At 70.5% G+C, this 23,183-nt stretch carries 21 protein-coding genes; 14 read left to right on the top strand and 7 right to left on the bottom strand.

Annotated elements, in window-relative coordinates; translation table 11 throughout:
• Positions 1-1,316: 1,316 nt before the first annotated feature.
• Complete coding sequence (locus OHA58_RS13350) at positions 1,317-2,771, bottom strand: FG-GAP-like repeat-containing protein (RefSeq protein WP_405478901.1); 1,455 nt, start codon at positions 2,769-2,771, stop codon at positions 1,317-1,319.
• A gap of 245 nt (positions 2,772-3,016) precedes the next feature.
• On the opposite strand from OHA58_RS13350, the gene OHA58_RS13355 reads away from it, so the two are divergent.
• From OHA58_RS13355 to OHA58_RS13365, 3 genes are all read left to right on the top strand, one after another.
• A complete protein-coding gene (locus OHA58_RS13355; RefSeq protein WP_405478902.1) occupies positions 3,017-3,640 on the top strand; it encodes a hypothetical protein in 624 nt (207 codons plus the stop codon).
• Positions 3,640-6,033, top strand: coding sequence for an N-acetylmuramoyl-L-alanine amidase (locus OHA58_RS13360; RefSeq protein WP_405478903.1), 2,394 nt, complete (start codon positions 3,640-3,642; stop codon positions 6,031-6,033). Before OHA58_RS13355 ends, OHA58_RS13360 begins: the two co-directional genes overlap by 1 nt.
• 184 nt (positions 6,034-6,217) lie before the next feature.
• Entirely contained in the window at positions 6,218-8,899 is a 2,682-nt protein-coding gene (locus OHA58_RS13365; RefSeq protein WP_405478904.1) for an FG-GAP-like repeat-containing protein, read from the top strand.
• A gap of 248 nt (positions 8,900-9,147) precedes the next feature.
• Here the strand turns inward: OHA58_RS13365 and OHA58_RS13370 are convergent, their stop codons facing one another.
• The 4 genes from OHA58_RS13370 to OHA58_RS13385 all read right to left on the bottom strand — a co-directional run bounded on the left by OHA58_RS13370 (position 9,148) and on the right by OHA58_RS13385 (position 12,807).
• On the bottom strand, positions 9,148-9,777 hold the full coding sequence (locus tag OHA58_RS13370) for a hypothetical protein (protein ID WP_405478905.1): 630 nt from the start codon (positions 9,775-9,777) through the stop codon (positions 9,148-9,150).
• Between the two features lie 134 nt (positions 9,778-9,911).
• Complete coding sequence (locus OHA58_RS13375) at positions 9,912-10,469, bottom strand: hypothetical protein (RefSeq protein WP_405478906.1); 558 nt, start codon at positions 10,467-10,469, stop codon at positions 9,912-9,914.
• 74 nt (positions 10,470-10,543) lie between these two features.
• Positions 10,544-11,053, bottom strand: a complete 510-nt coding sequence (locus tag OHA58_RS13380; RefSeq protein ID WP_405478907.1) for a hypothetical protein — start codon at positions 11,051-11,053, stop codon at positions 10,544-10,546.
• A 134-nt stretch (positions 11,054-11,187) separates the two neighbouring features.
• Entirely contained in the window at positions 11,188-12,807 is a 1,620-nt protein-coding gene (locus OHA58_RS13385) for a beta-N-acetylhexosaminidase (RefSeq protein WP_405478908.1), read from the bottom strand.
• A gap of 357 nt (positions 12,808-13,164) precedes the next feature.
• Here OHA58_RS13385 and OHA58_RS13390 point away from each other — a divergent pair, with 357 nt between their 5' ends.
• The 5 genes from OHA58_RS13390 to OHA58_RS13410 all read left to right on the top strand — a co-directional run bounded on the left by OHA58_RS13390 (position 13,165) and on the right by OHA58_RS13410 (position 17,303).
• Entirely contained in the window at positions 13,165-13,734 is a 570-nt protein-coding gene (locus OHA58_RS13390) for a 2-oxo-4-hydroxy-4-carboxy-5-ureidoimidazoline decarboxylase (protein WP_405478909.1), read from the top strand.
• A 149-nt stretch (positions 13,735-13,883) separates the two neighbouring features.
• Entirely contained in the window at positions 13,884-14,264 is a 381-nt protein-coding gene (sdhC, locus tag OHA58_RS13395; protein WP_100594758.1) for a succinate dehydrogenase, cytochrome b556 subunit, read from the top strand.
• A gap of 8 nt (positions 14,265-14,272) precedes the next feature.
• Positions 14,273-14,761: a succinate dehydrogenase hydrophobic membrane anchor subunit gene (locus OHA58_RS13400; RefSeq protein WP_362904364.1), complete on the top strand. Its 489-nt coding sequence runs from the start codon at positions 14,273-14,275 to the stop codon at positions 14,759-14,761.
• A 23-nt stretch (positions 14,762-14,784) separates the two neighbouring features.
• Positions 14,785-16,539, top strand: a complete 1,755-nt coding sequence (sdhA, locus tag OHA58_RS13405; protein WP_405478910.1) for a succinate dehydrogenase flavoprotein subunit — start codon at positions 14,785-14,787, stop codon at positions 16,537-16,539.
• Positions 16,539-17,303 carry a succinate dehydrogenase iron-sulfur subunit gene (locus tag OHA58_RS13410; RefSeq protein ID WP_405478911.1) on the top strand — a complete coding sequence of 255 codons (765 nt, stop codon included), beginning with the start codon at positions 16,539-16,541 and terminating at the stop codon, positions 17,301-17,303. The genes sdhA and OHA58_RS13410 overlap by 1 nt, the downstream gene beginning before the upstream one ends.
• 102 nt (positions 17,304-17,405) lie before the next feature.
• Here the strand turns inward: OHA58_RS13410 and OHA58_RS13415 are convergent, their stop codons facing one another.
• Positions 17,406-17,846, bottom strand: a complete 441-nt coding sequence (locus OHA58_RS13415) for an Lrp/AsnC family transcriptional regulator (RefSeq protein WP_116510813.1) — start codon at positions 17,844-17,846, stop codon at positions 17,406-17,408.
• A 110-nt stretch (positions 17,847-17,956) separates the two neighbouring features.
• On the opposite strand from OHA58_RS13415, the gene OHA58_RS13420 reads away from it, so the two are divergent.
• The 6 genes from OHA58_RS13420 (at position 17,957) to OHA58_RS13445 (ending at position 22,407) form a co-directional block, all read left to right on the top strand.
• The gene (locus OHA58_RS13420; protein ID WP_405478912.1) at positions 17,957-18,886 is read left to right on the top strand and encodes an SMP-30/gluconolactonase/LRE family protein; all 930 of its coding nucleotides are present in this window, start codon (positions 17,957-17,959) and stop codon (positions 18,884-18,886) included.
• A gap of 44 nt (positions 18,887-18,930) precedes the next feature.
• Positions 18,931-19,332 (top strand): VOC family protein, encoded by a 402-nt coding sequence (locus OHA58_RS13425; RefSeq protein ID WP_383091922.1) that lies wholly within the window; start codon positions 18,931-18,933, stop codon positions 19,330-19,332.
• 111 nt (positions 19,333-19,443) lie between these two features.
• Complete coding sequence (locus OHA58_RS13430) at positions 19,444-19,854, top strand: hypothetical protein (RefSeq protein WP_227296884.1); 411 nt, start codon at positions 19,444-19,446, stop codon at positions 19,852-19,854.
• Positions 19,855-19,859: 5 nt separating this feature from the next.
• The gene (locus OHA58_RS13435) at positions 19,860-20,369 is read left to right on the top strand and encodes a thiol-disulfide oxidoreductase DCC family protein (RefSeq protein WP_405478913.1); all 510 of its coding nucleotides are present in this window, start codon (positions 19,860-19,862) and stop codon (positions 20,367-20,369) included.
• A gap of 9 nt (positions 20,370-20,378) precedes the next feature.
• On the top strand, positions 20,379-21,149 hold the full coding sequence (locus OHA58_RS13440; protein ID WP_405478914.1) for a TetR/AcrR family transcriptional regulator: 771 nt from the start codon (positions 20,379-20,381) through the stop codon (positions 21,147-21,149).
• A gap of 82 nt (positions 21,150-21,231) precedes the next feature.
• Positions 21,232-22,407, top strand: a complete 1,176-nt coding sequence (locus tag OHA58_RS13445) for a D-alanyl-D-alanine carboxypeptidase family protein (RefSeq protein WP_405478915.1) — start codon at positions 21,232-21,234, stop codon at positions 22,405-22,407.
• 201 nt (positions 22,408-22,608) lie between these two features.
• On the opposite strand, the gene OHA58_RS13450 is transcribed toward OHA58_RS13445, so the two are convergent.
• Positions 22,609-23,115 carry a MarR family winged helix-turn-helix transcriptional regulator gene (locus tag OHA58_RS13450; RefSeq protein ID WP_405478916.1) on the bottom strand — a complete coding sequence of 169 codons (507 nt, stop codon included), beginning with the start codon at positions 23,113-23,115 and terminating at the stop codon, positions 22,609-22,611.
• Positions 23,116-23,183 lie beyond the last annotated feature (68 nt).

Here is a 23,183-nt window from a genome sequence, read left to right on the forward strand (position 1 = left end):
CGACGATCCGCCAGTTCTTGCCGTCCTTGACCAGCTTCTGCTTCACCTTGGGGCTGTACGACACCCCGTACGGTGAGTTCTTGTCCTTGCGGGTGTCCGACATGTACGCGGCCGGAATCGTCATGACCGGCGTGTTCGGCGCCTCGCCGAACAGCTCGATCGCGCCGTCCTTGCGCGCCTTCGGCGTCAGACCGTCCGTGTCGAGGGTGAAGGTGTAGGAGACGGGTCCGTCCGGCGCCTTCGCCAGGACGATGTTCTCCTTCACGTGCCCGGGACCGACCCGGTACTCCAGGTCCGCGCCACCGGCCGCCGCGTCCTTGTACGTGACGGTGGAGCCCTTGGCCGCCGGATCCACGGATTTCGCGGCACCCTTGAGACCGAGTGTCACCGCCGGTCCGCCCGCGCCCGCCTGGAACTTCAGCAGCTTGTCCGGGTCCGAACCGAACCAACTACGCCCGGAATTGGACGTGTTGGCGAAGTCGAAGCCCTTGGCCTTCGTCGCCTCGACACCCGTGTCGATCGACTTCCAGGACTTCTTCTTGCCCGAACCCACGCGGTACGCCGTCGGAACCTGCGAAAGCTCCGCCTGGATCTGCCCGTTGGACAGCTGCCAGAAGCGCGCGTGCTCCGTGCGGCGCGAGGTCAGCTCCCTGACCCGCTTGGCCTTGGCGGCCTTCTTGCCCTTCGGCAGCTTCTCGCGGCTGGGTATCTCGAGCTTCCCACCGACCGGCGGCTTGCCCTCGTCGTCAGCGTCGTCGTCCGAGAACCAGCCTGCGATGGTGTCGACGACTCCCTTGTCGTCGCCTCCCTTCGCCGAGGCGGGCGCGGCATACGCGACCTGAGGCAGGGCGGTACCCGCCACCGCCGAAACGACAAGGCAGGAGATCAATCTCCCGTAACGGACTTTCACGTCCTGGTGCCCTTTCCTTTGGCACACCCGTCTTCCGTGTGGTACTTCCTGCGCACGGAATGCGGGCATGCCGGACTTCCGGACGGGGAATTCCGTCCGGACGACTGTGATGGTTCACTCGGGAGCGACGGCTTTCCGGGCAGGGCGAAGGGGCCGACGTACGTCCGCAGGACCCCTGCTCGACAGGGGCACTCCGGGCATGCGTGGGTCGGTGCGGTCGGTTTTGCATTCCTCCTTTCGGGCCGCATGATTTTTAATCAACTGAAGATGCTCATGTCAACAGATGGAATTTATCGGGCACTTGGGCCGTTGCGGGGCGGATCATCCTGAGGCGAACGAGGCCCTGCACGCACCCATCGGGTGCGTGCAGGGCCGTTCGCTCAGTTACTGCCGGGGCGAGGTGCCGTTACGGCGCCAGCACCCGCCCGATCCCGAACCCGTCGCCGGTCGCCATGCCCAGCGTCACCGGGCCGAAGTACAGGCCCGACGTCGCCACGACGCCGTTCGCGCTGTTGTTGAGGGTCAGGACCGTGCCGTCGCCCGTGTTCTCGCCCGGGGAGCCGATCGCCAGGTCCGCGCGGCCGTCGCCCGTGAAGTCGGCCAGGCCCACCGTCGCGCCGAGCTGGTCGCCGACCTCCGCCGCACCGGGGACGCCCGTCGTGTCCGTGCTGTACAGGGCCGAGCCGTCGCCGGTCAGGCCGTTGGACGAGCCCTTGAGGAGGAGTACGTCGCCCTGGTCGGCGTCGTACGGGTCGGCCTCGTTGAGGTCCTCGCCGGGGACGCCGGCCAGGACGTCGTCGATGCCGTCGCCGTCGGTGTCCGCCACGGCGACCGACGCGCCGAGGTTGTCGGAGGACTCCGCCGAGCCGGGCACGAAGTCGCTGTCCTGGCTGAGCCCGGTCGAGCGGGACGCGTCCAGGCCGGTCGCGGCGCCGTAGTACGCGACGACCTGGCCACCGAAGTTGCCGCCGACCATGCCCGCGACCACGTCGTCCACGCCGTCGCCGTTGACGTCACCCGTTGCGAGCGAGTTGGCGCCGAACGCGTTCGGAACCGTGGTGATCCCGGCGAAGTTGAGACCGGTCGCCGTACCGGGGACGACCTTCAGGTACTGGCCGCCGTCGTTGATCATGTACGTGACCACGGCGTCCACGTACCCGTCGCCGTTCACGTCGCCCGCCGCGACATCCGACCCCTCGAGGGGGTTGCCGAACTGGGACGGCTGAACGGCGTTGGTGCGGACGGCCTTGGTGGCGCCGTCGATCGTCATGACGCTGTTGCTGCCCGCGCAGAAGGCGAGCACGTCCGCCTTGCCGTCGGCATTGAAGTCGCCGATCGACATCTTCGTGCCGCAGGACTGGCCGTTGTAACGCAGCGCGGTCGGCAGGTGGTACATCGTCGGGTCCGCGGTGAAGCCGGACGCGGAGCCGTACAGCAGCGTGATGCCGCCGATGTCGTTGTGGCCCGAGGTGTCGTCCTCGCCGGAGGCGGCGACGGCCAGGTCGGCGTATCCGTCGCCGTTGATGTCGCCGAACGCGGTCGCCGAGCCGAAGGCGTCGCCGGTCTCCGAGCTGCCGGGGATCGCCGTGCCGCCCACCGTGCTGTTCTGGGTGAGGAAGATCTTCGAGGCACCGTTCGGGCCGGAAGCGGCGCCGGGCACGACGGAGATCGCGCCGGCGCCGGTCGCGGCGCCGTCCGTGTACGCGGGCACGCCGACGGCCAGGTCGGCCTTGCCGTCCTTGTTGAAGTCGGCTGTGGGCGCGGCCGCGGCGGCGAAGGTCTGCGGCACCGCGAGGACGAGCGAACCCGCGGCGGCGGCCGTGACGACGGCCACCCGGAAAGTCTGAATACGACTGGTCATGTTCACCATTCCGAAAGGGATAAACGACGGCGCGGTTTCTATTCACCGAAACGGTCGCGGGTCAACTGCGGGCACAATTCAGGGCGTTCCGAGGGGTGTTGCGAGTACGTTCGCGGACCCGTCCCATTCGCCCGCTTGTTCCGGACACTGGAACGGCCGCTCCCTCATGCGGTATAACCGCCCGGTTCTCCGCCGAGCGCGACGCATTCGCGCGAGGAATGCTCGCCCTCACGAAAGCCAGGCCCATGCCATCGTCCGAACAGTCAGAGCCGACCGAATCCACCGACACGGCCGAAGCGTCCACCGAGGAATCCGAGGCGCCCGCCGAAGCCGCGGGCACCAAGGACACCGAGGGAGCGAAGGAGGCGAAGGAGGCGAAGTCCTCGGACGAGTCCAAGAGCACCGAGGGCGCCGACGACGCCAAGAGTGGCAAGGGAGTTGACCGTCGAGGCATAGCCGCCAGCGCAGTCGTCGTCGCCGCCTGTGCCGGGCTCGTGCTCTACGGCGTGCTCGACACCGACGAGAAGCCCGAGCGTCACGTCCCCACCGCCTCCGTGACGTACGAGGTCAGTGGCGAAGGCACCGCCGATCTCACCTGGCAGGCCCGCAGCGAGTCCGGGAAGGCGGTCGCCGCGCGCGGCGTCACGCTGCCCTGGAAGAAGACCGTGCGCGTGCCGCTCGGCAAGCCGCCCATCGTGACCATCACGCTCGGCGAGAAGGGCGGGCGGGCCAGCTGCCAACTCGCCATCCGCGGCCAGCACGTCCAGACGGCCACCGCCTACGGCAAGTTCGGCCGCGCCACGTGCCAGGGCGAGCTGCCCGCGCCCGAGGTCTCCGAGTCCCCGGCGAGCGCGCAGGGAGAGCAGTGATGTACCCGAGCCTCGGCCACCAGGCCGCCCGTACCGCGCTCGCCGCCGCCGTCGTGCTCAGCGTCGTCTCCCTGTCGGGCCGGTCGCAGCCCGCCGCCGCGCAGGCCGCCGTGCACAAGGGCACCGTCCACACCGTCGCCGTACCGGACGGGACCGACCCGGGCAGGCGCGTCCTCGCCGCCCGCTCGACCGAGCCGTTCAGCATGCTCGGCGTCACCTGGTCCGACCCCGACGCCACGCTCGGTGACGGCACCGCCGAGATCCGTACCCTCAGCGCGGAGACCGGGGACTGGTCGGCCTGGCGGGCGCTCGAACTCGACGTCCACGCACCGGAGTCGGGGCCCGACCACACAAAGGCCGGCGTGCGCGGCGGGACCCAGCCGCTGTGGGTCGGCGCGGCCGACGGCGTGCAGGCGCGCGTCACCGGCGCGAAGCTGCCCGCCGGGCTGCGCGTGGATCTCGTCGACCCGGATGCCGGGACCCGCACCCGTGCATCGGGCGCGCTGGAGAAGACCGCGTCCGCCGGGCAGCCGGACATCACCTCGCGCGCCGGCTGGGGCGCCGACGAGTCGATCGTCGCCGACCCGCCCACGTACACGACCGACACAAAGGCCGTGTTCGTGCACCACACGGCCGGGACGAACGACTACACGTGCGCCGAGTCCGCGTCGATCATCCGCGGCATCCTCACGTACCACGTGAAGAGCAACGGCTGGAACGACATCGGCTACAACTTCCTCGTCGACAAGTGCGGGACGGTGTTCGAGGGGCGCGCGGGCGGCGTCGACAAGCCCGTCTACGGCGCCCACACCTACGGCTTCAACACCGACACGAGCGGTGTCGCCGTCCTCGGCGACTTCAACACCGCGACCTCCACCCCCGCGGTGCGTGACTCGATCGCCCAACTCGCCGCCTGGAAGCTCGGGTTGTACGGGATCAACCCGGCGGGCAGCATCGTGATGGCGGCCGGAGCGGACAACGGGAAGTTCACACAGGGCCAGTTGGTGACGATGAACCGGATCTCCGGTCATCGCGACGGCTACCCGACCGAGTGCCCCGGCAACAACCTCTACGGCGACCTGCCCGCCATCCGCACGCTCGCCGCGTCGAAGAACTCGCCCGCCAAGGGTGCCGACGTGAATGGGGACGGCCATGCCGACCTGGCCGCCGGCATCCCGAAGGCCACGGCCAACAATCTGGCCGGCGCCGGCCAGGTCACCGTCGTACCCGGCGCCCGGACCTCGCCCTACGCGGCGAACAAGGCCGTCGTCACGCAGGAGTCCGAGGGCGTGCCCGGCGGCTCCGAGGCCGGAGACGGCTTCGGCTCCGCGACCGCGTACGGCGACCTGGACCACGACGGGTACACCGACCTCGTGGTCGCGTCTCCCGGCGAGGAGGTCACCGCGGGCGCGAGCGACGAGGGCGGCGTGAGCGTGCTGCGCGGCACCGCGAACGGGCTCACCGGACAGGCCGGAATGATCAATGAACCGGCGGCGGTGCGCGCGAGCGGCGCGAAGTTCGGGGCCGCCCTCGCCACCGGCGACTTCGACGGGGACGGCGGCGACGACATCCTCGCCGTGGCGCCCGGCGCCGGGCGCGCCTGGACCGTCGACGGCGCCGACCGGGCCTTCTCCCCCGCTATCGCCCTCTCCGACGGTCCGGTGCAGGACGCCTCCGTGACCACCGGGGACTTCGACCACGACGGGTTCGAGGACGCGGCGATCACGTTCCGTACGGCGGCGGGCGACAGGCCCCTCGTCGTGGTGCGCGGTTCGTCGAGCGGACTGCGCACCTCCGAGCCCGCCGTCCTCGCGGGCGCCGGCGGGCGGTCCCTGGCCTCCGGCGACCTGAACGGCGACGGCTTCGCCGACCTGGCCGTGGGGCGGCCCGACGCGGCGGACGGCGGCGAGATCGCCACGTACCACGGCTCGGCGGACGGGCTCACGACGACCGGGGCGGGCATCGTCGCCCGGGGTGAGCTCGAAGGGGCGGACGCCGGGGGCGAGTTGGGTGCCTCCTTGGCCGTGAGCGACACGGACGGCGACGGATACGCCGACGTGCTCGCCGGTGCGCCCGGGGACGACACCGGTGCCGGCCGCGCGTTCCTGCTGCGCGGTGGCGCGGACGGGGTGGGCGTGGCGGGCGCGGTCGCGTACGTCCAGGGTTCGGGTCCGGTGCCGGGCGCGGCCGAGGCGGGTGACCGGTTCGGGTCCGCCGTCACCGTCGCCGATCTCACCGGGGACGGCGTCGCCGGCCTCGCGATCGGCGCCGAGGGCGAGAACGCGGGCGACGGGACCGTGATGACCGTGAGCGGCGGGACGGGCGCGTCGTACGGGCCCACCGCGCTCGGGACGGCCGCCGGTGCCGGTATCGGCGGTGAACTGACCAGGTGACCTTCAGCACATCTGCACAACCAGTGACGTTTAACGGCGGTCAATCGCTGAATAGAGCAGCTACCCGCGTAACGGGTGTGGCAATTGTGAACTTTTTCAAGGGGTGGGGCATTTGAGCCCGCGTAATTCGCGTGCGCGCAGATCACATGCGTACAAACCGCTGAGTCTCAAGCGCAGGGCCTGGGTGACGGTGGGTGCCGTCGTCCTCGGTGGCGCCGGCGTCGTCACGTACGCCATGGCCGACCCGAGTGACGGGTCCTCGCCCCAGGGCGAGCCGCACCGGGCCTCCGCGATCCACACCCTGAGCCTTTCGACGAAGGGCGCCGACCGCAAGGTCGTCCCGCAGAAGTCGACGGACCGCTTCAGCGCCGTCGTCGTCACATGGAAGAACCCGCACACCACACTCGACGGGACCGCCCAGGTCCGCGCGCGCAACGTCGCGACCGGCGACTGGACGGACTGGCTGTCGATGCCGGTCGAGCAGCTCGGCACCGACGGCAAGGAGACCAAGGCCGGCGGCGGCGTCCGCGGCGGCACCGAGTCCGTGTGGACCGGTGACTCCGACGCCGTCGAGGTGCGGGTCGTGGCCAAGGACGGCACGGCCTCCGACCTGCCGTCCGGCATGGACGTCAAGCTGCTCGACCCGGGCACGCTCGCCCCCGCGAAGGGCGCGGGCGCCGCCCAGCCCGCCGCGTTCTCCGAGGACACGACGCCGCCCGCCACGAGCCCCGAGCCGTCCACGGACCCGTCGAGCAGCGCTCCCGCCGCGGCCCCCTCGGACTCCACGACGCCCTCGGCGCCCGCGTCCTCCTCGGCCTCCGCCGACCCGTCGTCGAGCGCGTCGGCGTCGCCCGAGCCGACCGAGACGGTCCCGGCCGCCCGCCCCTCCACGGTCGTCAAGCCGCCGATCATCACGCAGGCCGAGTGGGGCGCGGACACGGACTACAACGGCACGCCCGAGTACGACGACTCGATCAAGGCAGCCGTCATCCACCACACCGGTGTCGACCCCGACAACACGGTGCCCTGCTCGCAGTCGCGTCAGCGCGTGCACACGATCCAGCAGGAGCACATGGCCAAGGGCTGGTACGACATCGGCTACAACTTCCTCGTCGACCGGTGCGGCCAGATATTCGAGGGCCGCAGCGGCGGCATGGACCTGCCGGTGCACGGAGCCCACGACTACGGCTTCAACACCGACACGGTCGGCATCTCGTACATCGGCAACTTCATGTCGGCGAACCCCACGAAGGCGGCGCTGAACTCGATCGCCCGGGTCGTCGCCTGGAAGTTCGGCCAGTACGGCATCACCGCGAACAGCAAGGTCACGCTGACGTCCAACGGTGACCAGGGCGTGTCCGACAACAAGATCCCGCTCGGCCAGTCGATCACGCTCGACCGCGTCTTCGGGCACCGCGACACCGGCACCACGCTGTGCCCCGGTGACAACCTCTACAAGAAGCTCTCCACCATCCGGACCCTGGCCTCGGCCCCGGGCGTCTCGCACGCCCTCGCCACGTCGGACATCTACTCGTCCGCCGCGCCCACGGCCACGACCCGTGACGGCCTGGCCGACATCGTCGCCGGCACACCCAAGGCGTCCTCCGGCGGCTCCGTCACCGTCGTGCCGGGCGGCACGAGCGGCCCGGTGTACACCGCGAAGAAGACCCTCACCCAGTCCAGCACGGGTGTCCCCGGCACCAACGAGCCGGGCGACCAGTGGGGCGCGTCCGTCGCCGAGGGCGACCTCAACGGTGACGGCTACGCGGACCTCGCGATCGGCCAGCCCGGCGAGGACGACACCTCCGGCCACGCCGACCGCGGCGCGGTCACCCTCCTGTACGGCCCGGCCCTGAACACCGGCGCCCAGATGAACCTCGACGAGGGCTTCTACGCCAACGGCGCCAAGTACGGCTCCGCCGTGACGGTCGGCGACTTCAACGCCGACGGCAAGGCGGACGTCTTCGCGGCCTCCACCGGCACCGGCGGCACCTGGACCGCGCGCTACTCCGAGGGCCAGGAGTCCAGCTCCAACATCACGAGCGGCGACACGGCCCTGGCCTACGAGGCCGCCACCTCCGGCGACTTCAACCAGGACGGCTACGCGGACGTCGCGCTCAACTACCGCGACTCGACCTCGATCGGCCGGGTCGTCTGGTTCAAGGGCGGCAGGAACGGCCTGACCAAGGCGGGCACGCTCTCGGTCAAGGGCGGCCGCTCCATCGCCTCCGGTGACCTCAACGGCGACGGCGTCGACGACATCGTCATCGGCCAGCCCTACACCGCCGAGTCCGGCGCCTACGCGGGCGGCCAGGTCACCGCGGTCTACGGCTCGAAGATCACGTCCACGACGCCCGGCGGCCTCACCGCCACGGGCGCCAAGACGATCCACCAGGCCACCAGCGGTGTCCCCGGCGCGGCCGAGTCCGGCGACGCCCTCGGCTCCTCCGTCGCCATCGGCGACTACAACGCCGACGGTTACGCGGACGTCCTGTCCGGCGCCCCGAACGAGGACATCACCCGCACCAGCAACCGTTCCAACGCGGGTACGTCGCTGCTGTTCAAGGGCTCGTCGACCGGCCTCACCGGCACCGGTGCCCTCGCGATCTCGCAGGACGAGCCCGGCGTCCCCGGCTCCACGGAGACCGACGACATCCTGGGCTCCGCCGTCTCCCTCGCCGACCTGTCCGGCTACGGACGCGCGGACCTGGTGATCGGTGCGGCGGGCGAGGACGCCGGCAACGGCACCCTCCTGTACGTCCCCAGCAACAGCACGGGTCTCGGCCTGTCGACGTCCAAGTACATCGGACTGACGCAGCTCGGCACCCCGGCCGGCGCCCGCCTGGGCACCACGCTGGCGCCTTAACAGCAGCGCCTGTCGAAACTCTCGCCGCGCGGCTCCCGGCACCTCCGGGAACTGCGCGGCGAGAGCCGTTTCCGCCCTGGCGGACCCGGCAGCCTTGGCAGCCCTGGCAGCCCTGTCTGCTTTGTGCCCGTACTTGCGCCGCCGCGCCCGGATGGGTTACTCACTACCTTCCACGGAATTGGACCCGACCGCAGGAGGGGGCGGCCGGGCCCGGTTCCGTTCGGGTCCCTGTTGTCGGATCCGTGTGCTCAGACTCCGGCGGCGTTCTCCTCGAACGACACCGCCACGAGCCGGTCGCTGAACCGCTCGGGGCTCTTGATCCCCGCGACCTCCGCGCGCTGCGCGCGGACCGCCTCGTCGGTGAGCGTGACCGCGACTACGGGGCAGTCCTCAATCCGGTTGGTGTAATTGGGCGCGCACTGGCCGATGTCCGCCCGCGTGTGGCCCGGGCAGACCGCCCGTTCGGGCAGCTCGATCTCCAGATCCAGCTCCCCGACGTCCGTGAAGCGGTAGGCGCCCGAAGTCGGCGGGGCAGGCCGCTGCTTCACCCCCTTCCTCACTTTCGCCGTCAGCCCGCGCGCCGACGCGATGCGGCCCTCGCCGTGCGGCCCGTACACGTCGACCGTGATCCGCCGCTCGCCCACCGGCGCGGTCAGCGTCAGCGGCTGCGGTCCCGGGTCGATCACCGCGCTGACCGTGAACGCAGGCGGACCGTCGAAGCGCGGCCCCGAACTCGAGTACCCGTAAGAGGAGATGACGAGCGCGGGCGCGGGCGCCTGCTCACCCTCTCCGCGCGGCGCAGGCCTCGCAGTCCCCGGCGCACCGCACCCGGACAGCGCCGCCGTACCGCCATAGGGCAGCGCGACATCCTTCAACATCCCTGGTACAACGCGGAGTCGGCCCGTCGGATCGTCCGGCATGCCTAAGTGTGCGGCCAGCGCGACGAGTGCCGCCGCGACCGGCAGCACGATCGCCGCCCAAGCCCGCGGGGAGGGCCCGGAGATTCCGTGCATCAGACGCGGCCCCGCGCCCGCCGCGACACGACGGCCCGCAGGATGCGCCGGCCCTCCGTCGACACGTCGAGCGCCTGGCGCAGGCCGCCCGCGCCCCGGCCCGCGAGCAGCTCAAGGATCCTGACCTGACGCCGCAGTTCGGCCGCCACCAGCGGGGACATGCCGTCCGTGCGGCCCTCGCGCCGGGACCGTACCGAGCCCGCGCTGTCCTCCATCGTGTCCAGCATGCGGTGGATCTGGAGCGCGCCGACCGAGCAGGCGTCGGCCCACTCGCGCAGCGCGGGCGCCGACGGGGTGCCCGGCACGGCGGCCAGCATGCGCCGGGCGAGCCCGGACGCCTCGTCCGCGTCGTCGTCCGGCCCGGCCGGGAACGCGGCCCGCGCCTGCGCCAGGCATTCGCCCCACTCCGGGCCGCCCTCGGCGAGGCTTCCCCACAGCGGGCGCAGCGCCTCGTCGTCCTCGGCGCCCAGCAGCGGCACGCAGCGGTCGAGGCAGGCGAGACCGCTGGCCGCGAGACCCCGCTCGTCGGCCTGCGCGATCAGCTCCACCAGGCTCATGAAGTACGCCCTCTCCCTGCCGACCCGGCATTTCGTCCCTACTGGGCTCTACTGCGTGCCGGGGCGCAGGAACGTCACAGCGGCGCGACGCCGAGCCGGTCCAGGAAGCGGAAGAAGAGCGGCTCGGCGAACGGGTCGGGGTCCTGGCCCAGGACGTCGGCGAGCGGACCCTGCTCGACGGTGCGGCCGCACTCCTGCGCCCACGCGACCGAGCGCCGCGCGGCGTCCGCGGGCTCCAGGAAGTAGTCCTCCAGGGTCAGTTCGTCCGCGGAGAGGTATCCGGCCATGGCGTCGCGCGCCAGACACGTGGTCCACGCGCCGCTCTCCGGCGCGGCTGCCTCGATGACGACGCAGTCGCTGTCCATGACGTAGCCGAACAGGGCGGGCGCGCCGGTCTCGGCGGCCAGCGCGTTCATGCTGCCGACGTCATGGCGCCGGTCCCCGCCGTCCGGGCACTCCCAGACCTGCCAGCCGTCGGCCCGCCGCTCCAGGAGCGTGAGCGCGTCGCGCGCCCCGCCCAGCGCGTCGAGCTCGGCGAGCGGCCGCTCACTCCTGGCCACGACGTAATAGCCCCAGTAACCCATGCCGGTGTCCCCCCGGTGCCTTCGAAAGCGGCTGATCTCGGCTCGCGCCGAATACACCACAGCCGTACGTGGCTCCGCCACCGAAAACGCAGATCCGGCGAATCAGGCAGGGGAGCCGTCCGCTGCTTCGCCGCTCAGGACCCCAGCCGGTTCGCGAGCGCCACGAACTGGGGCCACGTGAGCGGGGGCTTGCCCGGGTACCAGAGCTTCTGGATCGTGGCCCGCAGCGGCATGCGGATCCCCTGCGCGACCTGCGCCTGCGTCTGCGAGTTCGCCAGGTCGCACCACACGGCGAACGTGCCGCCCAGGATCTGGCTGTCGTACCTCGCGGGCACCGGCGTCGTGCCGCGCACGACGAGCGGGGTCCAGCTCTCGTAGATCCGCTGCCCGGTCGGGTACACGAAGTTGTTGGGCTGACCCAGGACGTAGTAGAGGTACTCGTCGTTGTAGTTGGTCATCTTGCGGCCCTCGGCCAGGTACTCCTCCGGTGGGCGCGCCCCGATCTCCTTGCCCGTCCAGTAGGCGACCTCCAGGCTCTTGTCGGCCTTGACGACACCGCCCCGGAAGAACCCGTCGTTCCACGCCTTGAGGGAGCGATTGAACGGCTTCATGGTGGCGACCCGGTCGTTCAGCCAGCCCGTCGTGAGGTCCGCGACCGTCGCGTTCGCCCCGTACTTCTTCTTGGCGGCGGCCGCGAGCTGCGGGAAGGACGCCTCGGGGTTCTTCACCGTCAGGGCCTGGTACTCGTCGCCGCCCAGGTGCCAGAAGGCGCCCGGGAAGAGGGGAGCGTACTCACGCAGCAGATCGTCGACGATCTTCGCCGCCCCGGGGTTCGAGATGTCGACGGCGCCGCGCGTCGGGACCCCGGCCGTGTTGCGCAGCTGGAGCTCGGGGTGCGCCGCGATCACGGCGCCGAGGTGTCCCGGCGAGTCGATCTCGGGGATCACGGTGACGTGCCGCTCGGCGGCGAGCGAGACGATCTCGCGGACCTGCGCCTTGGTCAGGTGGTCGGGCGAGACGATCTCGGGGTGCGAGTCCGACTGGATGCGGAAGGCCTGGTCGTCGGAGAAGTGCAGACCGAACTGGTTGTACTTCAGGTCGCCGATCTCCCGGATCCGGTCCTTGATCCAGCCGGCCGTGAAGTGCTTGCGCGCGATGTCCAGCATGAACCCGCGCTGCGGCTTCGCCGGCGCGTCCTTCACCACGCCCTCCGGCGCGGTCCCCCCGCCGTGCACCTCCTGCTTGAGCGTGCGCGTGCCGTAGAAGACACCCGCGTCCCCCGGCCCCACGATCCGCACCTGGCCGTTCTTCACGGTCATCGTGTACGACTCCGGGTTCCCGCTCCCGCCGAGCGCCAGCTCCACGTCACCGGCGCCAGCCTTGACCTTGCCCGCGTACGTCAGCCTCAGCTCGTCGGCGATGAGCTTGCCCTCGTCGGAGAGCTTCGCGTCCCCGATGACGACACGGCCGCTGGTGGGGCGCCACCCGGGGCCGCGCGCCGGCGTGTGCTCGCGCACGGAGGGGATGGTCTGCGGGGTCTTCGACAGGGGGTACGACTTCGAGGGCGAAGGCTCCGCCGAGGTCGGGGCCAAGGCGGAGGTGGGGGACGCGGACTTCCCGTCGGAGGGGCTCTCGGCACGGGTGGCGCTTGTGCCGCCCCCGCCGCCGGCGCAGCCGACGAGGACCATGGTCAGTGCGACCGTCCCCGCCGTGACAACTCCCGCGCCGACCGTCGATCGACTCCGCGTACCCATCAGTGACCGCCCTCTGGTTTCGACAGCAACCTCGACATCGAATTCCGCGTCCTAGGAGGCGACCGTAAGGCCCCGTTTCCCCGACCTCCCGTCCACCACGCGCCCCCAAACCCTCCCGTCCGGGTGAAATCGGTGCATCCGCCAGACAGCTCCTGACCCGGATCGCTAGCGTGTACGCACATCCGCCACACCCTCATCACATGTCCCGTGACGCTCCTGACTCACGTCTCGTCCCAGTGTCAGCCCAGTCACGTCCCACGTCTCGCCGAGGAGCGCACGCTGCCTTCGCACCGTTTCTCCCGCCTCCCCGCGCATGCCGCCATACCGGTGCAGTCCCCACCAGGGCAGGCGTCGCCCGTGCAGTCGTCCCCGCACGGCCTCACGCGGTTCAACACGCTGCCCGCGATCGAGGCCGAGCGCGCGCTCCTGACCTGCTGCGGGTCACTCCACTGGGCCCGCCGCCTCGTCGCCCACCGCCCCTACCCGGATCTCGACGCGCTGCTCGCCGCCGCCGACGAGGCGGTCTACGACTTCGCGCCGGCCGACCTCGACGAGGCCCTCTCCCGCGAGACGCTCCCCCTGCCGCCGCACGGCTCGTACTCCGTCGCGCACACCGCGCTCGGCGCCGCCCACAGCGCGTACGAGAGCCGCTTCGGGCATGCGTTCGTGATCTGCCTCGACGGCTACGGGCCCGACGAGGCCCTCGACCAGCTCCTGGCCGGAATCCGGTCACGCCTTGGCAACGATCCCGAGGAGGAGCGCGTCCTGTCCTGGGACGAGCTGCGCCGACTCGCCCGGGGACGACTCGCCCGGCTCGTGCGCTCGCTCGATGCCCGGACAGAGCCCCAAGAAGCGATAGACCCGCAGGAACCAGCGGATTCCGGGCGCCCCGACAGCGCGTCCGATAGCCCGTACGTGGCTGTTTGATTGCCTGTTTGATCACACCGGCGGCCCCCGGGCGAGCGAGCCGACAACTCGTCGATACGATGACGAGCGGCCGGTGGACCGTACCCGGCCGGGCCCGACCGACACTGAAGCCGGCGCGGCCCCAATCCCCGCTCCCGGAGGGTTCTTCCGTGCCGGCTGGAACGCTGTACCGCGGCCGGGAAGGCATGTGGTCGTGGGTGGCTCATCGAGTCACCGGTGTCCTCATTTTCTTCTTCCTGTTCGTACACGTCCTGGACACCGCTCTCGTCCGCGTCTCCCCCGAGTCGTACGACGACGTCGTTTCCACCTACAAGACGCCGATCGTCGCGCTCCTCGAGTACGGCCTCGTCGCCGCCATCCTCTTCCACGCGCTCAACGGCCTGCGTGTCATCGCCGTCGACTTCTGGTCGAAGGGTCCGCGCTACCAGAAGCAGATGCTCTGGACCGTCGTCGGCATCTGGGTCGTGCTGATGGTGGGCGCGCTGTACCCGGTCCTCGGCCACGCCGTCCGTGAACTCTTCGGGAGCTGACGCCAGACATGTCTGCTGACACCACCCCTGCGAAGACGCCCGGCGTCGGACCCGTCGAGGTCGTTGCGCTCTACGACGTCGACAACCCGGCCCCCGTCATCGAGGCCCCCCGCAAGCGCACCTCGAAGACCCCGCGCTCGACGCGCGGCAACTTCGAGATGGCTGCATGGCTCTTCATGCGCCTGTCCGGCGTCGTCCTCGTCGTCCTGGTCCTCGGCCACCTGCTCATCCAGCTCGTCCTCGACGGCGGCGTGAGCAAGATCGGCTTCGCGTTCGTCGCGGGCCGCTGGGCCTCGCCGTTCTGGCAGGGCTGGGACCTCCTGATGCTGTGGCTCGCGATGCTGCACGGCGCCAACGGCCTGCGTACGGTCATCAACGACTACGCCGAGCGCCCGAACACGCGCCTGTGGCTGAAGGGCCTCCTGTACACCGCCACGGTGTTCACGATCCTGCTGGGCACGCTGGTGATCTTCACCTTCGACCCGAACATCCGATAGGCACGGGGCTGAGGTAACCACTCATGAAGATCCACAAGTACGACACCGTCATCGTCGGCGCCGGTGGCGCGGGCATGCGCGCGGCCATCGAGTCGACGAAGCGCAGCCGCACCGCCGTCCTGACGAAGCTCTACCCCACCCGCTCCCACACGGGCGCGGCGCAGGGCGGCATGGCCGCCGCGCTCGCCAACGTGGAGGAGGACAACTGGGAGTGGCACACCTTCGACACGATCAAGGGCGGTGACTACCTGGTCGACCAGGACGCCGCCGAGATCCTCGCGAAGGAGGCCATCGACTCCGTCCTCGACCTGGAGAAGATGGGCCTGCCGTTCAACCGCACCCCGGACGGCACCATCGACCAGCGCCGCTTCGGCGGCCACTCGCGCAACCACGGCGAGGCCCCGGTCCGCCGGTCCTGCTACGCCGCGGACCGCACCGGCCACATGATCCTCCAGACGCTGTACCAGAACTGCGTCAAGGAGGGCGTGGAGTTCTTCAACGAGTTCTACGTCCTGGACCAGCTCCTGGTCGAGGAGGACGGCGTCAAGAAGTCCGCCGGTGTGGTCGCCTACGAGCTGGCCACCGGCGAGATCCACATCTTCCAGGCCAAGTCCGTGATCTACGCGTCCGGCGGCACCGGCAAGTTCTTCAAGGTGACCTCCAACGCGCACACCCTGACCGGTGACGGCCAGGCGGCCTGCTACCGGCGCGGTCTGCCGCTGGAGGACATGGAGTTCTTCCAGTTCCACCCGACCGGCATCTGGCGCATGGGCATCCTTCTCACGGAGGGCGCCCGCGGTGAGGGCGGCATCCTCCGTAACAAGGACGGCGAGCGCTTCATGGAGAAGTACGCGCCCGTCATGAAGGACCTCGCGTCCCGTGACGTCGTGTCCCGCTCCATCTACACGGAGATCCGTGAGGGCCGCGGCTGCGGTCCCGAGGGCGACCACGTCTACCTCGACCTCACGCACCTCCCGCCGGAGCAGCTCGACGCCAAGCTCCCGGACATCACGGAGTTCGCGCGCACCTACCTCGGCATCGAGCCCTACACGGACCCGATCCCGATCCAGCCCACCGCGCACTACGCCATGGGCGGCATCCCGACGAACGTCGAGGGTGAGGTCCTGTCGGACAACACCACCGTCGTCCCCGGTCTGTACGCCGCCGGCGAGGTCGCCTGCGTGTCCGTGCACGGCGCCAACCGCCTCGGCACCAACTCGCTGCTCGACATCAACGTCTTCGGGCGTCGTGCGGGCATCGCGGCCGCCGAGTACTCCGAGAAGGCCGACTACGTCGAGCTGCCCGAGGACCCGGCTTCGATGGTCGTCGAGCAGGTCGAACGCCTGCGCAACTCCACGGGCACGGAGCGCGTCGCGGTCATCCGCAACGAGCTCCAGGAGTGCATGGACGCCAACGTGATGGTGTTCCGCACCGAGCAGACGATCAAGACGGCCGTCGAGAAGATCGCCGAGCTGCGCGAGCGGTACAAGAACGTCTCGATCCAGGACAAGGGCAAGCGGTTCAACACCGACCTCCTGGAGGCCATCGAGCTGGGCAACCTGCTCGACCTGGCCGAGGTCATGGCGACCTCCGCCCTGGCGCGCAAGGAGTCCCGCGGCGGTCACTACCGCGAGGACTTCCCGAACCGCGACGACGTCAACTTCATGCGCCACACCATGGCGTACCGCGAGGTCGGCGACGACGGCTCCGAGTCCATCCGTCTGGACTACAAGCCGGTCGTCCAGACCCGCTACCAGCCGATGGAGCGTAAGTACTGATGGCTACCCCGACCATGGACAAGCTCGAGGCTCTCGAGGCGGACAACAGCTCGCACCTCATCACGGTCACCTTCCGCATCCGCCGGTTCAACCCGGAGGTCTCCGCGGACGCGGTCTGGGAGGACTTCCAGCTCGACATCGATCCGAAGGAGCGCGTCCTCGACGCCCTCCACAAGATCAAGTGGGAGCTCGACGGCTCGCTGACCTTCCGGCGCTCCTGCGCGCACGGCATCTGCGGCTCGGATGCCATGCGCATCAACGGCCGCAACCGCCTGGCCTGCAAGACGCTGATCAAGGACATCAGCCCGGAGAAGCCGATCACGGTCGAGGCCATCAAGGGCCTCACGGTCCTCAAGGACCTCGTGGTCGACATGGACCCGTTCTTCCAGGCGTACCGGGACGTCATGCCGTTCCTGGTCACGACGGGCAACGAGCCGACGCGCGAGCGTCTGCAGTCCGCCGAGGACCGCGAGCGCTTCGACGACACGACCAAGTGCATCCTGTGCGCCGCGTGCACGTCCTCGTGCCCGGTGTTCTGGAACGACGGCCAGTACTTCGGCCCGGCCGCGATCGTCAACGCGCACCGCTTCATCTTCGACTCGCGTGACGAGGCGGGCGAGCAGCGCCTGGAGATCCTCAACGACAAGGACGGCGTGTGGCGTTGCCGCACGACGTTCAACTGCACGGACGCCTGCCCGCGCGGTATCGAGGTCACCAAGGCGATCCAGGAAGTCAAGCGCGCGCTGATCACGCGCCGCTACTGACCTTCCCGGTCGTACATCTCGTACGTCCCTGAGGCCCCGCTCCCGGTTTCGCACCGGGGGCGGGGCCCTCGGTGCGTCACGGCCGCTGTCAGGGGCCTGACGTCACGGGCCTGCCGTCACGGGGCGCTCGAAGAACGTCTCCAGGGCCACCGTCGCCTGCGTGCCGCTGACACCCTCGATCGCGTACAACCGCCGCAGCACATCCTGGAGTTGCTGCGTCGTCTCCGTGCGCACCTTCACCAGGACCGACGCGCTGCCGGCGATGATGTGCGCCTCCTGGATCTCGGGGATCGCGGCGAACTTCCCGGCCGACTCGCCCATCCACGACGACGACTCGACCATCACGAACGCGAGCACCCCCTGCCCGAGCGCGGCGGGGTCCACGTCGACGGTCGTCCGCCGGATCACGCCCCGCTCGCGCAGCTTGCGCACCCGCTCGTGGGCCGCGCCCGCCGAGAGGCCGACCTCCTTGCCGAGCGCCGCGTACGCCGTCGTCGCGTCGTGCTGGAGCAGCGCGACCAACTTCCGGTCGATGTCATCCACTGCCACTGTGATCCACTCCCGCTCCACCGACCATGGCGTAACCGTATCCCGTTCTGCAATAGTCCCATACGACAGGATGTCATTCGGCCTACAGTTCTTGGGGGATAACCATGTCTGGCCAGAACCAGCCCAGCGTGTACGAGATTCTGGACGACCGCTTCCGCACCGGGCGGTGCGCTTTCGGGGACGACACCCTCACCACCCTGCACACCGGCAGCCGTTGGGCCGAAGGCCCCGTCTATCTGCCCGCCTGGCGCCAGCTCATCTGGAGCGACATCCCCAACGACCGCCTGCTGCGCTGGGACGAGGTGACCGGCGCGGTCAGCCTCTTCCGCGACCCCGCCGGACACACCAACGGCAACACCCTCGACCGCGAGGGGCGCCTCATCAGCGCCGAACAGGGCGGCCGCCGCGTCACCCGCACCGAGGCCGACGGGCGCGTCACCGTCCTCGCCGACCACTTCGAGGGCAAGCGGCTCAACAGCCCGAACGACGCGGTGGTGCGCTCGGACGGCTCGATCTGGTTCTCCGACCCGGACTTCGGGATCACCAGCGACTACGAGGGCTTCCGCGCCGAGTCCGAGATCGGCGCCAACAACGTCTACCGGATCGACCCCGGCACCGGCGAGGTGCGCCAGGTCGCCGACGGCTTCGGGGCGCCGAACGGGCTCGTCTTCTCGCCCGACGAGCGCCAGTTGTACGTCTCCGACACCCGGGCGGGACACATCCGCGTCTTCGACGTGCTCGACGACGGCGAGAGCCTGAGCGACGGCAAGGTCTTCGCCGAGACCAGCGGCGACGACGGCCGCTTCGACAACATCCGCTTCGACGACGGCGGGCGACTGTGGGCCGCAGCCATGCACGGCGGCGTGCACTGCTACGACCCGGACGGCACGCGGATCGGACGCATCAACGTCCCGGAGCCGGTCTCCAACGTCGCGTTCGGCGGCCCAAAGAACAACATCCTCTTCATCACCGCGACGACGTCCCTGTACTGCCTGATGACGTCCGTGACCGGCGCGCCACGCATCCGCCGCTGACGATGTACTGTCCGGTTCGCCCTGAGCACGGCTAATCTGACGGTATGTCACTTGAGCTTGAGCTGCTCGGCTTCGACAACGCGCTGTTCCCCGTCGGCGATCTCGGCGAGGCGGTCTCCTTCTACGAGCGGGCCGGTTTCCACGTGAAGTTCCGCCTCGACGAGGCCGGGATCGCCCTTCTCGAAGCCGGCAAGGAGACACCCGGCGTACTGCTGCGCGCGGAGGAGGACTTCGGCCACCGGCCTCCTCCGTGGCCGGGCCCGCGCGTATGGCTCGAGGTGCGCGACGCCAAGGCCGCGGCCCGCGCGCTGACGGAGGCCGGGATCCCGCCCATCGACCCGCCGTTCTCCACCTCCACCGGTTACGTCGTGGAGATCGCGGACCCGTGGGGCAACGTCATCGGCCTCACGGACTATCTCAAGCGGCCTGAACTGGCACGGAGTTGATGCCCGGGTTCGCCGGTCCCCGCCGGCCGACCCTCGCTTGAACATGTTCAAAAACAGGTCTACAGTCCTTCTCGACAGCGTTTTTGAACGCGTTCAAGGAGGGGTGGGGAAATGGACCTCACAGTCGTCGCATATGTCGTCTACCTCGTCGTCAGCATCAGCCTGACCGTCTGGGTGGCGCGCACCCTGAGCCGTAACGGAAGGGTCTTCCTCGCCGACGTGCTGCACGGGAACGAGAAGCTCGCGGATGCCGTCAACCATCTGCTGGTGGTCGGCTTCTACCTCGTCAACCTCGGCTTCGTGGCGCTCTACCTGAGCGGGGACGACGACATCGCCGACACCCGGGGCATCTTCGAGGCCCTGTCGACGAAGCTCGGCGTGGTGCTCCTGGTGCTGGGGGTCATGCACCTGGGGAACGTGTGGGTGCTCAACAAGATCCGGCGGCGGGGCGTGATGGAGCGGGAGCAGCTGCCGCCCGTTCCCCCGCAGGGCTGGGCCGCGCCGCCGGTGGCCGGGGCGTGACGGCGATGAGCGAGACCGCGGACCGGGGCACCACGGGGGCCCCGGTCCGCCGGCTCATCCTCCTCTACGACGCCCAGTGCCCGCTCTGCACGTTCCTGCGGAACTGGCTCGCCCGGCAGCGCCAGCTCGTCCCGCTCGACCTGGTGCCGGCCGGGTCCGACGAGGCCCGGCGCCGCTGCCCCGGGATCGACCACATCTCCACGCTCTCGGAGATCACGCTCGTCGGCGACAGCGGCCAGATCTACCGCGGGCCCGCCGCCTGGGTCGTCACCCTGTGGGCGCTGTCCGAGTACCGGCCCCTGTCCCACAAGTTCAGCACCCCCGCGGGCGCCCGCCTCGCGCGCGCCGCGGTCCTCGCCGCCGCCAAGTACCGCCAGGCCCACCGGGACCAGCAGGTCAGGAAGGCCGGGGGCAGCGCCTACCGCAGGGCGGACGGCTGGGTGTACGACCGCGTCGACGGCTGGACGTATTACGGCCCCGCGGCCTGCGACAGCGGCTGCCACGTGCCCGATTAGGCTCTGAGCGTGCCAGCAGAGAAAGAGACCCCCGAGAGCCCTGCGAAGAGCCCTGCGAAGAGTCCCGCCAAGAGTGAGCAGACGCGGGCGCTGATCCTGGAGACCGCGATGCGGATGTTCCGGGAGCGGGGCTACGACAAGACGACGATGCGGGCCATCGCCAAGGAGGCCGGGGTCTCCGTCGGCAACGCGTACTACTACTTCGCGGGCAAGGAACACCTCATCCAGGGGTTCTACGACCAGATCTCCGCGGAGCACCGGGCGGCCGTGCGGTCCGTGCTCGACCGGGAGACCGACCTGGAGAAGCGGCTCGCCGGGGTGCTGCGCGCCTGGCTGGAGATCGCGGAGCCGTACCACGAGTTCGCGGCCCAGTTCTTCAAGACCGCCGCGGACCCGACCAGCCCGCTCAGCCCCTTCTCGCCCGAGTCGGAGCACGCCCGCGAGACGGCCATCGACGTGCACCGCGAGGTGCTGGCCGGCTCCAAGGCGAAGGTCCCGGCCGAACTCGCCGCGATCCTGCCGGAGTTGATGTGGCTCTCCCAGATGGGGCTCGTCCTGTACTGGGTCTTCGACAGCTCCGAGGACCGGGAGCGCAGCCGGCGCCTCGCCGAACGGGGGGCCCGCCTGACGACGCGCGGGGTCGCGCTCGCCCGGTTCCGGGTGCTGCGGCCGCTCGTCCTCGAGGTGCACGAGCTGTTCACGGACTTCCTGCCAGGCATGACGGAGGCGTCGACGGCGGCGCGGGAGAAGGGGAACGGGATGGGGAACGGGAAGGGCTGATCATCGGGGGGCTGCGGGGCTGGCGGGAGGGCTGGCGGGGGGCTCTTACCTTTGGTTCATACGCAGCTTGTACGGTCGTCTGATGCCCGGCTCCTCTCCATCGCACCACGTCAGCCGTCGCGCCGCGCTCGCCCTCGGTCTCGGCGCCGCAGCCTCCGTCACCCTGCCGGGACCGCGTGCCGCGGCCGCCGTCTCCGCCGTCGGCGGGGAGCGGCTCGGCAGGTCCGGTGTCCAGGTGGCGTCCGGCGCGCCCCGGCTGCCCAAGCTCGCCGCGAAGGCGTGGCTCGTCGCCGACCACGACAGCGGCCACGTCCTCGCCTCGTACGCGGCGCACCGCGCGCTGCCTCCGGCGTCGACGCTCAAGATGCTGTTCGCGGACACGGTCCTGCCGAAGTTCGGGCGGACCTCGATCCACAAGGTGACCGCCGCCGATCTCGCGGGCATCCCGTACGGCAGCAGCCTCGTCGGCGTCCAGGCGGGGACCTCGTACACCGTCGAGCAGCTGTGGCAGGGCGTCTTCCTGCGGTCCGGGAACGACGCCGTGCACGTGCTCGCCAGCATGAACGGCGGGGTGGGCGAGACCGTCCGCCAGATGCAGGCCCGCGCGCAGGACCTCCAGGCGAACGACACCCATGTGGTCAGCCCCGACGGCTTCGACCACAAGGGGCAGGTGTCGTCGGCGTACGACCTGACGCTGTTCGCGCGCGCCGGGCTCAAGAACGACGACTTCCGCGGCTACTGCGCCACGAAGACGGCCGACTTCCCCGCCGGGGGCAAGAAGACGTTCCAGATCCAGAACACGGACCGTCTCCTCACCGGGCAGGGCGTGGCCGCGTACCAGGGGCTCATCGGTGTGAAGAACGGCTACACCTCGCACGCCGGCAACACGTTCACCGGCGCGGCGACCCGAGGCGGGCGCACCCTGCTCGTCACCGTCATGCACCCCAAGTCCGGGTACGAGGCGGTGTACGAGGAGACGGCGGCGCTGCTCGACTGGGGGTTCGCGGCGGCGGGCAAGGCCGATCCGGTGGGCACGCTGGTCACGCCGCTGAGCGAGCAGCCCAAGGGCGCGGCGGCGGCTAAGCCGGGTGCGGGGGCCACGGGCGCTCCCGCCTCGGCCGCGGTGACCACGTCTCACACCGACGACTGGGCGTTCGGCGGCTCGGCGGCGCTCGCGGTGCTTGCGGGTGGGGGGCTGCTGGCGCTGCGGCGGCGAGAGCGGGAGCGGCCGAGCGGGCGTCGGCGGCGTCAGGGCTGACGCGGCCCAGTGGCGGGGTGCGGTGTCAGGCTGGCGCCGGGCCAGTGAGCGGGGTGCGGCGTCTGGGCTGACGCCGGGCCGGTGGGCGGGGTGCGGCGTCAAGGCTGACGCCGGGCCAGTGGGCGGGGTGCGGCGTCAAGGCTGACGCCGGCCCAGTGAGCGAGGTGCGGCGTCAGGGCTGACGTCTCTGAGGGTGTCCCGTCAGGGCCGGCGGCCGCCGGGGCCCGATTCGGCGGCCACCATCACCCGCCGCAACAGGTCCGAGAGCTGCCTGCGCTCCTTCGCGTCCAGCGCGCCGAGCACCCGGTGCTCCTCGCCCCCGAGCCGGTCCATCGCCTTGCGCCAGATCGCGCGGCCCGCCTCGGTCAGCTCCACGTCGACCCGGCGCCGGTCGGTCCTGGACGGCGTACGGACGACGAGGCCGCGGCGTTCGAGGCCGTCGAGGCGGCCCGTGACCGAGGCCGGGGCGAGGCCCAGGTCCGAGGCGAGTTCCGAGGGCGCCGCGCGTCCGCCACGCCCCGCGAGCTTGTGCAGCGTGTCGTACTCGAACCGCTCCAACTCCACGTCCACCAGGGCCTGTTCACGAACCCTGCGCAGATGCCGGGTGAGCTCGCCCGCGCGCGTGATCGCCCCCTCGATGTCCGGGTCGAGGTCCGGCATGATCGGCAGCCAGCGCGCCAGATGCCCATCGGTCCAGTCGCGTTCCATGGGGGCAGTTTACGGCCGGACCCTTCGGCTCCGTATATTTCGATGGCCAATACTTCGTTGACGAATAC

The sequence above is a fragment of the Streptomyces sp. NBC_00009 genome (genome assembly GCF_045040855.1).
Classification (GTDB): Bacteria; Actinomycetota; Actinomycetes; order Streptomycetales; family Streptomycetaceae; genus Streptomyces; species Streptomyces aureus.